Origin of the sequence: Serratia sp. JKS296 (assembly GCF_900215445.1) — a bacterium.
In the GTDB taxonomy this organism is placed as follows: domain Bacteria; phylum Pseudomonadota; class Gammaproteobacteria; order Enterobacterales; family Enterobacteriaceae; genus Serratia; species Serratia marcescens.
Map to the genome: position 1 here is coordinate 241,452 of NZ_OCMX01000001.1, position 11,852 is coordinate 253,303.

At 61.4% G+C, this 11,852-nt stretch carries 11 protein-coding genes; 8 read left to right on the forward strand and 3 right to left on the reverse strand.

Features of this window, described 5'->3' with window-relative positions; all coding sequences use genetic code 11:
- Positions 1-99 precede the first annotated feature (99 nt).
- Genes iolD through iolE form a run of 4 tightly spaced genes read left to right on the forward strand, consistent with a single transcriptional unit; the run spans position 100 to position 4,975 of the window.
- Positions 100-2,040: a 3D-(3,5/4)-trihydroxycyclohexane-1,2-dione acylhydrolase (decyclizing) gene (gene iolD / locus CRO23_RS01140; protein ID WP_079450495.1), complete on the forward strand. Its 1,941-nt coding sequence runs from the start codon at positions 100-102 to the stop codon at positions 2,038-2,040.
- A gap of 41 nt (positions 2,041-2,081) precedes the next feature.
- On the forward strand, positions 2,082-3,095 hold the full coding sequence (locus CRO23_RS01145; protein ID WP_097101248.1) for a Gfo/Idh/MocA family protein: 1,014 nt from the start codon (positions 2,082-2,084) through the stop codon (positions 3,093-3,095).
- 39 nt (positions 3,096-3,134) lie between these two features.
- A complete protein-coding gene (locus tag CRO23_RS01150; protein WP_004930845.1) occupies positions 3,135-4,019 on the forward strand; it encodes a sugar phosphate isomerase/epimerase family protein in 885 nt (294 codons plus the stop codon).
- Positions 4,020-4,078: 59 nt separating this feature from the next.
- Positions 4,079-4,975 carry a myo-inosose-2 dehydratase gene (gene iolE / locus CRO23_RS01155; protein WP_016930404.1) on the forward strand — a complete coding sequence of 299 codons (897 nt, stop codon included), beginning with the start codon at positions 4,079-4,081 and terminating at the stop codon, positions 4,973-4,975.
- 61 nt (positions 4,976-5,036) lie between these two features.
- On the opposite strand, the gene CRO23_RS01160 is transcribed toward iolE, so the two are convergent.
- Together CRO23_RS01160 and CRO23_RS01165 are read right to left on the reverse strand one after the other, a co-directional pair.
- Positions 5,037-6,215, reverse strand: coding sequence for a P1 family peptidase (locus tag CRO23_RS01160; RefSeq protein ID WP_097101250.1), 1,179 nt, complete (start codon positions 6,213-6,215; stop codon positions 5,037-5,039).
- On the reverse strand, positions 6,208-6,723 hold the full coding sequence (locus CRO23_RS01165; protein WP_016930402.1) for a GNAT family N-acetyltransferase: 516 nt from the start codon (positions 6,721-6,723) through the stop codon (positions 6,208-6,210). Before CRO23_RS01165 ends, CRO23_RS01160 begins: the two co-directional genes overlap by 8 nt.
- A 389-nt stretch (positions 6,724-7,112) precedes the next feature.
- Between CRO23_RS01165 and CRO23_RS01170 the strand changes: the two genes are divergently transcribed.
- The 4 genes from CRO23_RS01170 (at position 7,113) to gntK (ending at position 11,220) form a co-directional block, all read left to right on the forward strand.
- Positions 7,113-7,808 carry a pirin family protein gene (locus tag CRO23_RS01170; RefSeq protein WP_004930835.1) on the forward strand — a complete coding sequence of 232 codons (696 nt, stop codon included), beginning with the start codon at positions 7,113-7,115 and terminating at the stop codon, positions 7,806-7,808.
- Positions 7,809-7,938: 130 nt separating this feature from the next.
- Positions 7,939-8,934 carry a gluconate operon transcriptional repressor GntR gene (gene gntR / locus CRO23_RS01175; RefSeq protein ID WP_016930401.1) on the forward strand — a complete coding sequence of 332 codons (996 nt, stop codon included), beginning with the start codon at positions 7,939-7,941 and terminating at the stop codon, positions 8,932-8,934.
- A 340-nt stretch (positions 8,935-9,274) separates the two neighbouring features.
- Complete coding sequence (gntT, locus tag CRO23_RS01180) at positions 9,275-10,591, forward strand: gluconate transporter (RefSeq protein ID WP_097101252.1); 1,317 nt, start codon at positions 9,275-9,277, stop codon at positions 10,589-10,591.
- Between the two features lie 101 nt (positions 10,592-10,692).
- Positions 10,693-11,220, forward strand: coding sequence for a gluconokinase (gene gntK / locus CRO23_RS01185; RefSeq protein WP_016930399.1), 528 nt, complete (start codon positions 10,693-10,695; stop codon positions 11,218-11,220).
- A gap of 30 nt (positions 11,221-11,250) precedes the next feature.
- On the opposite strand, the gene CRO23_RS01190 is transcribed toward gntK, so the two are convergent.
- Complete coding sequence (locus tag CRO23_RS01190; RefSeq protein WP_025159894.1) at positions 11,251-11,844, reverse strand: YhgN family NAAT transporter; 594 nt, start codon at positions 11,842-11,844, stop codon at positions 11,251-11,253.
- Positions 11,845-11,852: the final 8 nt, after the last annotated feature.

The window sequence follows — 11,852 nt, forward strand, 5'->3', positions numbered from 1 at the left end:
CTGCTCAAGATAATAGCTGCCGCCGCGTAACACAAACACGGGATTGTCGGCTCGGCATGAGCGCTTTCCGGGGCGGCCCTCAATCTAAAGGGTGAGTAAATGGGCAAGATCAGGTTAACCATGGCGCAGGCGCTCGTCAGATTTCTCGATAACCAGTATCTGCTGGCCGACGGCGTGGAAACCAAATTCGTCGCGGGCATTTTCGCGATTTTCGGCCACGGCAACGTGCTGGGGCTGGGGCAGGCGCTGGAACAGGATAGCGGCGATCTGCGGGTGCACCAGGGCCGCAACGAGCAGGGGATGGCCCATGCGGCGATCGGCTTCGCCAAACAGAAGCTGCGTCGGCAAATTTACGCCTGCACCTCATCGGTCGGCCCCGGCGCCGCCAATATGATCACCGCCGCCGCCACCGCCACCGCTAACCGCATCCCTTTATTGCTGCTGCCGGGCGACGTTTACGCTTCTCGCCAGCCGGATCCGGTGTTGCAGCAAATCGAACAGTCTTACGATCTCAGCATCAGCACCAACGACGCGTTCCGTGCGGTGAGCAAATACTGGGATCGCATCGTGCGCCCGGAACAGCTGATGAGCGCCTGCATCAATGCGATGCGCGTGTTGACCGATCCGGCGGAAACCGGCGCGGTGACGCTGTGTCTGCCGCAGGACGTGCAGGGTGAAGCCTACGACTATCCCGACTATTTCTTCCAAAAACGCGTGCATCGGCTCGATCGCCGCCCGGCGACCGAGGGCATGTTGGCGGACGCCTTGGCGCTGCTGACGGCCAAACGCAAACCGCTGCTGGTGTGCGGCGGCGGCGTGAAATACTCGCAGGCCGGGCGGGCGCTGCGCGAATTCGCCGAGCGCTTCGGCATTCCGTTCGCCGAGACCCAGGCCGGCAAAGGCGCGGTGCCGAGCGACCATGAATTCAACCTCGGCGGCATCGGCGAAACCGGCTGCCTGGCGGCCAACACGCTGGCCCGACAGGCCGATTTGGTGATCGGCGTCGGCACCCGCTACACCGATTTCACCACCTCGTCCAAATGGCTGTTCCAACATCCGAGCGTCAGCTTCCTCAACGTCAACGTCAGCGCCTTCGACGCCGGCAAGCTTGACGGCGTGCAGGTGCTGGCGGACGCCCGCGAGGCGCTGAGCGAACTGGGCGCACGGCTGGCGCAGGCCGATTATCGCGCCGGCTGGGGCGACGCCATCGCCACGGCGCGCAGCGCGCAGCATGAAGAGACCGAGCGGGTTTACGCGGTGGAATACAGCGGCGCAGGCTTTGTGCCGGAGATCGACGATCACCTCGATCGCGAGCGGGTGTTCGCCGAATTTATCGCTCAGACCGACTCGGCGATGACGCAAAGCCGGGTGCTGGGGGTGCTGAACCGCGAACTGCCCCCGGACAGCGTGATCGTCGCCGCCGCCGGCAGCCTGCCGGGCGACCTGCAGCGGGTGTGGCACAACCGCGGCGAGCACGGTTACCACGTGGAATACGGCTACTCCTGCATGGGGTACGAGGTGAACGCCGCATTGGGGGTCAAGCTGGCCGAGCCGCAGCGTGAGGTGTACGCGATGGTGGGTGACGGCGCGTTCATGATGCTGCATTCCGAGCTGGTCACCTCGATTCAGGAAGGCTGCAAGATCAACGTGGTGCTGTTCGACAACATGACCAACGGCTGCATCAACAACCTGCAGATGGAACATGGCATGGACAGTTACACCACCGAATTCCGCTTCCGCAATCCAGAGGGCGGCAAGCTCGACGGCAAACTGGTGCCGGTCGATTTCGCCATGCTGGCGGCGGCTTACGGTTGCAAAACCTATCGCGTCACCACCGAGCAGCAGCTGCTTGATGCGCTGGCCGACGCCCGCAGGCAGACCGTGTCCACGCTGCTCGACATCAAGGTGCTGCCGAAGACCATGGTGCACAAATATCTCAGCTGGTGGCGCGTGGGCGGCGCTCAGGTGGCCGACAGCGAGAAAATCGTCGAAGTGGCGCGCAAGCTGCAGGAAAACATCGATAAGGCGCGCGATTACTGATTCGTTTTCGAACACAACACACTTTCCAGAGGGTAGCGAAAATGACATTGAACATTGGGGTTATCGGCACCGGCGCCATCGGCCGCGATCATATCCGCCGCTGCAGCAAAGTTTTGCAGGGCGCCCGCGTCGTGGCGGTGAACGACATCAATCGCGACAACGCCGCCAAGGTGGTGAGCGATCTGCAGCTGGATGCGCGGGTGTATGACAACGGCCACGATCTGATCAAGGCCGCCGACGTGCAGGCGGTGCTGGTCACCTCCTGGGGGCCGAGTCATGAAGAGTTCGTGCTGGCGGCCATCGCCGCCGGCAAACCGGTATTCTGCGAGAAGCCGTTGGCGGTGACCGCGCAGGGCTGCAGAAACATCGTCGACGCCGAAGCGAAGCACGGCAAGCGGCTGGTGCAGGTCGGCTTTATGCGCCCCTATGACCAGGGGTATCGCGCGTTGAAACAGGTGCTGACCAGCGGCCAGATCGGCGAGCCGCTGATGCTGCACTGCGCGCACCGCAATCCGACGGTCGGCGAGGCCTACACCACCGATATGGCGATCACCGACACCCTGATCCACGAAATCGACGTGCTGCGCTGGCTGCTCGACGACGACTATGTGTCGGTGCAGGTGGTGTTCCCGCGCAAGAGCCCGAAGGCGTTCCCGCACCTGAAAGATCCGCAAATTGTGCTGTTTGAAACCGTCAAAGGGACGCGCATCGACGTCGAAATCTTCGTCAACTGCCAGTACGGCTACGACATTCAGTGTGAAGTGGTGGGGGAAACCGGCATCGCCAAACTGCCGGAGCCGTCCTCGGTGCAGATGCGCAGCGGCGCCCGCCTGTCGACCGAAATCCTGACCGACTGGAAGGATCGCTTTATCGACGCCTATGACGTCGAGCTGCAGGGGTTCATCAACGACGTGACCGCGGGCAAATTGACCGGGCCTTCCGCCTGGGACGGCTACGCCGCCGCCGTGACCGCCGACGCCTGCGTGGCCGCCCAGCTCAGCGGCGAGATCGTGCCGGTGACCCTGACGGCGCGCCCGGCGTTTTACGGCAAATAACCGCTCGCAGCGCGTACCCATGATTGTAGAGGAGTGACCATGAAGATCGCTTTTGATGTCGACGTTATCCGGGATTTGGGCGTCACCAAAATGGTTCAGCAGGTGGCGGACTGGGGCTACAAATACATCGAGCAGTCGCCGCACCCGCAGATCAACCCGTTTTACAAACATCCGAAGGCCAGCCGCGAAATCATGGCGGAGTATAAAAATGCCCTGAAAGCGACCGGCGTGGAGATCTCCTCATTTATCGTGGTGTATCGCTGGTCCGGGCCGGGGGAAGATCGCCGCCAGGCGGCGGTCAAAAACTGGCGGCGGATGATCGAAATCGCGGTGGAAATGGGCGTGCAGGTGATCAACACCGAACTGGCCGGCAACCCCAACGAACCGGAGATCTGCGAGGAGCTGTGGTATCGCTCGATGGAGGAGTTGCTGCCGATCGTTGAGCGCGAGGGTATCCGTATGGAGATCCAGTCGCACCCGTGGGACTTCTGCGAGCTGAGCAACGAAACCGCCGATCTGGTGAAGTCGCTGCGCAGCGACCACGTCAAATACCTCTACAGCGTGCCGCACACCTTCTACTACGACAAGGGACAGGGTGACGTAGCCGGCATGCTGCAGTACGCCGGGGACGATCTTTCCCACGTGCTGATCGCCGACACCATGAATCACACCAAGCATTGCCGTTATATCGTCAACCCGCCAGGCGTTGACGCCGCGGTGCACCAGCACGTCGGCATCGGCGAAGGCGAAGTGAATTTCGACGCCCTGTTCCAGACGCTGCGCGACATGGAATTCGCCAACCGCAGCTTCAAGGTCGGCGGCGAATCGATCATCTGCACCTCGCTGTTCGGCTACCCGGAAAAGATGCCGAGCCAGGCGGTGGCGACCAGAGAACGCATCGAAAGAGAGCTGTTGGGCAAATAATCTGATTCGGCTCGCCGGCGGCGTTTGTACCGGCGGCCCTGCAAGGACCGAGGCAAACCATGAATAAAGACAACGTGAAATTGGCCATTGCGCCGATCGGCTGGACCAACGATGACATGCCCGATTTGGGCAAGGAAAACACCTTCCAGCAGTGCGTCAGTGAAATGGCGCTGGCCGGTTTCACCGGCAGCGAAGTGGGCAGCAAATACCCGCGCGATCCGGCGGTGCTGAAACCGATGCTGGATATTCGCGGCATCCAGATCTGCAACGCCTGGTTCAGCACCTTTTTCGCCGACGGCCAGAAAGACAAAACCATTGATGAATTTATCAACCACATGAATTTCCTGCATGCCATGGGCGCCAGGGTGATCGGCTGCTCCGAGCAGAGCAAGAGCATTCAGGGCACCACCAAAGGCGTGTTCGAAGAGAAGCCGTATTTCAGCGATGAAGAGTGGCGGCGGGTGGCCGACGGTTACAACGAGTTGGCGAAGATCGCCGCCGATAAAGGCATGCAGGTGTGCCTGCACCACCACATGGGCACCGGCATTCAGACCACGGCCGAAATCGATCGCTACATGAGCATGGTCAACGACGACGTTTATCTGCTGTTCGATACCGGCCATGCCTACTATTCGGAAGGCAGTCAACAGGCGATGATGGCGATCCTGGAGAAGTATCTGCCGCGCATCAACCATGTCCACCTGAAGGACGTGCGCGATGAGGTGGTGGCGGAAGTGAAGGCCAACAAGCTGAGTTTCCTCGATGGCGTGAAGAAGGGCACCTTCACCGTGCCGGGTGATGGCGTGATCGATTTCAGACCGGTGTTCAAGCTGCTGGACGAGCGCGGTTACAAAGGGTGGATGGTGGTGGAGGCCGAGCAGGATCCGGCGCTGGCCAACCCGTTCGAGTATGCGGTGAAGGCGCGCCGTTATATTCGGGAAACCGCCGGCATTTAGGCGGCGAGGGGCAATAGAGATCGAGGGGCGCCGCCGGCGCCCCTTTTTTGATGGCGGTGCGTTAGCCGCCGAGCGTTTGCCAGGTTGTGACCTGGCTGCCCGGCCACGGGGTGGCGGCGTATACGCCACGGGCGATCGCCCGAGCGAGGGTGTCCGCCGCCAGCGCGCCGATCTGCAGCACCACCAGTTCACGGCTGCCCTGCACCTCGCGCTGCCCGGTGGATAGGGCGAACACCACGTCGCCGTCAAATGGGCTGTGTAGCGGGCGGATGGCGCGCGCCATGCCGTCTTGCGCCATGATGGCCACCCGTTTCAACTCCACCCGCGTCAGCGCCAGGTCGGTGGCGATGCAGGCCAGGGTGGTGTTCTTTCTGCCGCCCTGCGGCTCTTGCACCATCCCGTCTTCGCCCTGCGCGCGCAGCTGCGCCAGAGCCGCCGCGCCGCCGTTGCCGAATTCACCATCGATTTCATAGGGCGTCGCCCAGAAGGCGCGGGTGCCGGGCGCTACCACCGCACCCAGGCTGTTGACCGCCACCAGTGCGCCGACGGTAGCGCCATTGGCGGCAACGATCGATGCCGAACCGAGCCCGCCTTTCAGCTTGCCCATGCCGGTCATGGCGCCGTAGCCGGCGCCGACGGTGCCCAGTGGAAAGTCCAGGCCGGCCTTGCCGACCGCGTCGATGCCCAGCTGGCGATACGGCGGCGTGAGCTGCCAGTTTTTATCGCCGCCGTTGGCCAGGTCGTACAGGCAGGCGGTGGGCACGATAGGTGAGACCGGCACACCGGGAGCCGGCCGCAGCGCATAGCCTCTGCCTTGTAGCCCGAGCCAGGCCGCGACGCCGTCCGCCGCCGCCAGGCCGTATACCGAACCGCCGCTGAACGTCAGCGCATCGATGGTCTGTACCAAATTGTCCTCACCCAGCGCGTCGGTTTCACGGGTGGCGGGGCCGCCGCCGCGCACGTCCACGGCGGCAATCGCCGGGCCGTCTGGCAGGATCACCGTCGCGCCGGTGCGCACCCGGCTGTCCTGCGCCACGCCGACCTTCAGGCCGGGTACATCGGTAATCAGGTTGCGGGCGCCAGGGCGCCCGGCGGCGGAAGTTGGCATAGCGGCACCTAATGGGGTGAAGGGGGGGAACATGCCGGCGGCGGTCAGGCCGGCCAGCGCGTGTAAAAAGGTTCGGCGGTTGATATTCAGGGGCCGGCGCAGCGGCCCCTGCGGGGGGATGATATCACGCATCGCCGCGCGGCTGCCCGGAGCGAAAACGCGCCATATGGTAGGCATCGACCAGCACGCCGTCGCGCATGGCGAAAGCGCGGCTGGTGCCTTCAATCTCAAAACCGAACTTGCGATACAGCGCGATGGCCGCCGGGTTGTCGGTAAACACCGTCAGTTCGATGCGCTCGATGGCCGCCCAGTTGTCGCACAGGTCGATCATCGCCTGCATCAGGCGGCTGCCGACGCCTTTACCGTGGTAGCGCGGATCGACGCCGATGCCGAAGGTGGCCACGTGGCGGCGGCGCACGCGCTGATTCAGCATCACGGCTAACTGACCGACAAGCTGTCCGTCAACGAAGGCCGCCAGGTTATGCGTGCCCGGTTCGGGATTGGCGAGGCGTTTATGCCACAGGTCGACTGTCGGTAGCGGTAGGTGCAGCGTATCGCGGTAGACGGGCATCTGAGAATAAAGATGATGCAGGGCCTGCGCATCCGATGTTTCCACGTGGCGTATCGCGATCTCGCTCATCTCGCTGCTCCTTTTGCTTACCGGTTGAATAACCTCTGAATTTATCCGTTTACTGCCTTGAGTCAATATTATTTCAACGGGTCAAAAAAAACGCTTTACAGGTGCGAATGATAATGATTATTATTGCGATGCGTTCCGGGGAGGGCATCAACCCTTGATACTCTCGCTGCGAAGGCACGACATTGCTCACATTGCTTCCAGTGTTTACTTAGCCAGCTCGGGTGCTGGCTTTTTTTTTGCCCTTTTTCAGCCGGTTCCGCTTTCAACAAATCCGCTGCCCATTCGCTGTTTCATTCCATCGAAATTTTTGAACAGAGGCATGAGTTTTTTACGCTTTCTTATTCTGCTGGCAGGACTAGACTGTAAAAAAACATTGAGGAGAGTTGAAAATGATTTATGTACGTAAAGCGGAAGACCGCGGCCACGCCAATCATGGCTGGCTGGATAGCTGGCACACCTTCTCATTTGCCGATTATTACGATCCGAACTTTATGGGGTTCTCGGCGCTGCGAGTGATCAACGAAGATGTGATCGACGCAGGGCAGGGTTTCGGTACTCACCCGCATAAAGACATGGAAATCCTGACCTACGTGCTGAGCGGCACGGTAGAACACCAGGACAGCATGGGCAACAAGGAGCAGATCCAGGCCGGCGAATTCCAGATCATGAGCGCGGGCACCGGGGTGCGTCACTCCGAGTACAATGCCAATCAGGATCGCCCGTTGCACCTGTACCAGATTTGGATCATTCCGGATCAGGTCGGGCTGGAGCCGCGCTACGAGCAGCGCATGTTTGATGCGCCGCAGGGCCGTCAGCTGGTGCTGTCGCCGGATGCGCGCGACGGTTCGCTGAAGGTGTTCCAGGATATGACGCTGTCGCGTTGGGCGCTGAATAAAGGCGAGCAGGGGGAATGCCCGATCGCCGCCGGCCGCCGCGTTTGGATCCAGGTGGTGCGCGGCAAGGTCTCGGTCAACGGCCAGACCGCCGGCATCAGTGACGCGTTCGCGGTGTGGGATGAATCGGCGCTGACCATTCAAGCCGACGAAGAGAGCGAAATCCTGCTGTTCGATCTGCCGCCGGTGTGATTAAGCGGTAAATTTCAAGGGCTCACGGCGTGAGCCCTTTTTGCGTTGGCCGTCGCATAACCGACAATATCGGCCCGCCGTTTTTTTTGCTAAAATGGCTGCCCATTCACGGTTAGTCAGTTCATTGATAATGAAGAAAAAACGGCCGGTACTCCAGGATGTGGCGGACAAGGTGGGCGTGACCAAGATGACGGTGAGCCGTTATCTGCGCAATCCCGACCAGGTTTCCGCCGCCCTGCAGCAAAAAATCGCCGTCGCGCTGGATGAGCTGGGCTACATCCCCAACCGCGCGCCGGACATCCTCTCCAACGCCACCAGCCGGGCGATTGGCGTGCTGTTGCCGTCGCTGACCAACCAGGTGTTCGCCGAAGTGCTGCGCGGCATCGAAAGCGTCACCGACGCGCACAACTACCAGACCATGCTGGCGCACTATGGTTACCTGCCGGAGCGTGAAGAAGAGCGTCTGACTTCGCTGCTTTCTTACAATATCGACGGCCTGATCCTGTCCGAGCGCCACCATACGCCGCGCACCCTGAAGATGATCGAGGTGGCGGGCATTCCGGTGGTGGAACTGATGGACTGCGTCTCGCCGTGCATCGATCTGGCGGTGGGCTTCAACAACTTCGAGGCGGCGCGCCAGATGACCCAGCAGATCATCGCGCACGGCCACCGTCACGTAGTCTATTTCGGCGCTCGCCAGGATGAGCGTACTATTATCAAGCAGCAGGGGTATGAGCAGGCGATGCGTGAATCCGGCCTGGAGCCGTACAGCATCATGACCGCGCGTTCTTCCTCTTATTCCGCCGGCGGGGAGCTGTTGCGCCAGGCGCAGCGTGACTATCCGCAGATCGACAGTATCTTCTGCACCAACGATGACCTGGCGATCGGCGCGGCCTTCGAATGCCAGCGGCAGGGGCTGTCGATCCCGCAGGAGATGGCGATCGCTGGCTTCCACGGCCATGACATCGGCCAGGTGATGGTGCCGAAGCTGGCCAGCGTGCTGACGCCGCGTGAACGCATGGGGCAGATCGGCGCAGAGCGCTTGCTGGCCCGGCTGCGCGGCGAAACGGTGTGCCCGCGCATGGTGGACGTCGGTTTCACCGTGATCCCCGGCGGCAGTATCTGAGCCATTTTAACGTTCTGTTTTAACACCCTTTCTTTTTGCAGCGCGCCCTGAGGCGCGCTGGTTATCCCGCCTGTAAGCCCGCAGCTCGTTGCCGACATAAGTTTGATCTCTGTCCCAGAACGCGAATTTTAGCCGGTTACCCGGTTCCGGCGCACTCGTTGTTACCGGTATCATGATACCGGTAACAACGAGTGCGCGGTCATCTTGCTGCAAGACTGAACCTCTGACTCAACAACACCTACAGCTCTTCTTAAACACCGGGAAAGAGCCTAAAAATAAAACAACCGCACGCTTTACGCCTATCGTAAAGAGAGTCGCGATAAAAGGTTGGAGAAAAACTATGCCATTAGTGATTGTTGCAGGCGGCGTAGCGCTGCTGCTGCTGATGATGATCCGCTTCAAGCTGAACGGCTTTATCTCTCTGGTTCTGGTTGCCCTGGCGGTCGGGATTGCACAGGGTATGCCGGTCGATAAGGTCATCGGCTCCATCAAGGCCGGCGTGGGCGGCACGCTGGGCAGCCTGGCGCTGATCATGGGCTTCGGCGCCATGCTCGGCAAGCTGCTGGCGGACTGCGGCGGCGCACAGCGCATCGCCACCACGCTGATCGACAAGTTCGGCAGAAAACACATTCAATGGGCGGTGGTGCTGACCGGTTTCACCGTCGGCTTCGCGCTGTTCTACGAAGTGGGCTTCGTGCTGTTGCTGCCGCTGGTGTTCACCATCGCCGCCTCCGCGCGCATTCCGCTGCTTTACGTCGGCGTGCCGATGGCCGCCGCGCTGTCGGTGACTCACGGCTTCCTGCCGCCGCACCCAGGCCCGACCGCCATCGCCACCATCTTCCATGCCGACATGGGTAAAACCCTGCTGTACGGCACGCTGCTGGCGATCCCGACGGTGATCCTGGCCGGCCCGGTCTATGCCCGCTTCCTGAAAGGCATTGACAAGCCGGTGCCGGAAGGCCTGTACAACCCGAAAACCTTTACCGACGCGGAGATGCCGAGCTTTGGCGTCAGCGTTGCCACGTCGCTGGTGCCGGTGATCCTGATGGCGTTGCGCGCGGTCGCTGAAATGGTGCTGCCGAAGGGCCACAGCCTGCTGCGCTTCGCCGAGTTCTTCGGCGACCCGGTGATGGCGACCCTGATCGCCGTGCTGATCGCCATCTTCACCTTCGGCCTGAACCGCGGGCGCACCATGGATGAAGTGATGGGCACCATCACCGATTCGATTAAAATCATCGCCATGATGCTGTTGATCATCGGCGGCGGCGGCGCCTTCAAGCAGGTGCTGGTGGACAGCGGCGTCGAGCAGTACATCGCCGGCCTGATGGAAGGCAGCAACGTTTCGCCGATTCTGATGGCCTGGTCGATCGCCGCCGCGCTGCGTCTGGCGCTGGGTTCCGCCACTGTGGCGGCGATCACCGCCGGCGGCATCGTCGCGCCGCTGATCGCCACCACCGGCGTCAGCCCTGAGCTGATGGTGATTGCGGTCGGCTCCGGCAGCGTCATCTTCTCGCACGTCAACGATCCGGGCTTCTGGCTGTTCAAGGAGTATTTCAACCTGAGCATCATGGAAACCATCAAATCCTGGTCGGTGCTGGAAACCATCATCTCGGTGTGCGGCCTGGTGGGCTGTCTGCTGCTGGCGACGGTCGTATAATCTTTATCCGGCGCCCTGCGGGGCGTCGGCGTTCCAGAGTATCTTTATCAGTTGGGACGCATTTGGCGCGCTCGCGCCAGTTCCCATAGGGGCATGACACAATGAGTAATCCGCAGAATCACGTATTTATTCTGATGGGCGTATCCGGCAGCGGCAAATCCGCCGTAGCCAGCACTGTCGCCCACGAGGCCGAGGCCGCCATGCTGGACGGCGATTATCTGCATCCGCGCGCCAACATCAACAAAATGGCTGCCGGGCACGCGCTGGACGACAACGATCGCGCCCCGTGGCTGGCGGCCTTGAACGACGCCATCTTCGCCATGCAACGCACCAATCCCGTGTCGCTGCTGGTCTGCTCGGCGCTGAAGAAAAGCTATCGCGACCGCCTGCGCGAAGGAAATAGCAACCTGCATTTCCTCTACCTGAAAGGCGATAAGGCGGTGATCGAGGAGCGCCTGAAGCAGCGCAAAGGTCACTTCTTCAAACCGCAGATGCTGGTTTCGCAGTTCGCCACGTTGGAAGAGCCGGGCGAGCAGGAGCCGGATGTGCAAGCGATTGACATCAACCAGCCGCTGGACGGCGTGGTCGCCGATACGCTCGCCTATATTCGCCGCGTTACCGCCCGCTGAGCGCGGGCCGTTGTCGGCGCCGTCAGGCGCCTACAGCTTCATGTAAGCCCGCACGCCATCCAGGAACATCTGGGTCGACAGCATCACCAGAATCAGCCCCATCAACCGCTCCAGCGCGCTGACGCCTTTGCTGCCCAGCAGGCGCAGGAACAGGTTCGACATCAGCAAAATGGCCGCAGAGAGACCCCAGGCGATCAGCAGCGCCGCCACCAGATGGGGCAACTGATGCGGGTATTGGTGCGACAGCAGCATCAATGCAGCCAGAATCGACGGCCCGGCCACCAGCGGGATCGCCAGCGGCACCAGGAACGGCTCCTCGCCGGCGGACAGCCCGGAGCTGTTTCCCTCCTGCGAGGGGAAAATCATCTTGATGGCGATCAGAAACAGGATGATGCCGCCGGAAATGGAGACGGTTTCGGTGCGCAGGTTGAGGAACGCCAGAATTTTCTCGCCGGCGAACAGAAAGATCAGCATCAGCAGCAGGGCGATCAGCAGTTCGCGAATCAACACCACGCGGCGGCGGCGCGGTTCCAGGTGCTTGAGTACCGACATGAAAATCGGCAGGTTGCCCAGCGGATCCATAATTAAAAACAGCAATACCGTAGCGGAAATCATCTCTGTCATGGTGACCT

What these genes read in the sequence shown, in the direction of transcription:
- iolD (WP_079450495.1), top strand. Translation starts at nt 100, where the DNA reads ATGGGCAAGATCAGGTTAACCATGGCGCAGGCGCTCGTCAGATTTCTC.
- gntT (WP_097101252.1), top strand. Translation starts at nt 9,275, where the DNA reads ATGCCATTAGTGATTGTTGCAGGCGGCGTAGCGCTGCTGCTGCTGATG.
- CRO23_RS01165 (WP_016930402.1), bottom strand. Translation starts at nt 6,723, where the DNA reads ATGAGCGAGATCGCGATACGCCACGTGGAAACATCGGATGCGCAGGCC.
- gntR (WP_016930401.1), top strand. Translation starts at nt 7,939, where the DNA reads ATGAAGAAAAAACGGCCGGTACTCCAGGATGTGGCGGACAAGGTGGGC.
- iolE (WP_016930404.1), top strand. Translation starts at nt 4,079, where the DNA reads ATGAATAAAGACAACGTGAAATTGGCCATTGCGCCGATCGGCTGGACC.
- CRO23_RS01190 (WP_025159894.1), bottom strand. Translation starts at nt 11,844, where the DNA reads ATGACAGAGATGATTTCCGCTACGGTATTGCTGTTTTTAATTATGGAT.
- CRO23_RS01150 (WP_004930845.1), top strand. Translation starts at nt 3,135, where the DNA reads ATGAAGATCGCTTTTGATGTCGACGTTATCCGGGATTTGGGCGTCACC.
- CRO23_RS01145 (WP_097101248.1), top strand. Translation starts at nt 2,082, where the DNA reads ATGACATTGAACATTGGGGTTATCGGCACCGGCGCCATCGGCCGCGAT.
- CRO23_RS01160 (WP_097101250.1), bottom strand. Translation starts at nt 6,215, where the DNA reads ATGCGTGATATCATCCCCCCGCAGGGGCCGCTGCGCCGGCCCCTGAAT.
- CRO23_RS01170 (WP_004930835.1), top strand. Translation starts at nt 7,113, where the DNA reads ATGATTTATGTACGTAAAGCGGAAGACCGCGGCCACGCCAATCATGGC.
- gntK (WP_016930399.1), top strand. Translation starts at nt 10,693, where the DNA reads ATGAGTAATCCGCAGAATCACGTATTTATTCTGATGGGCGTATCCGGC.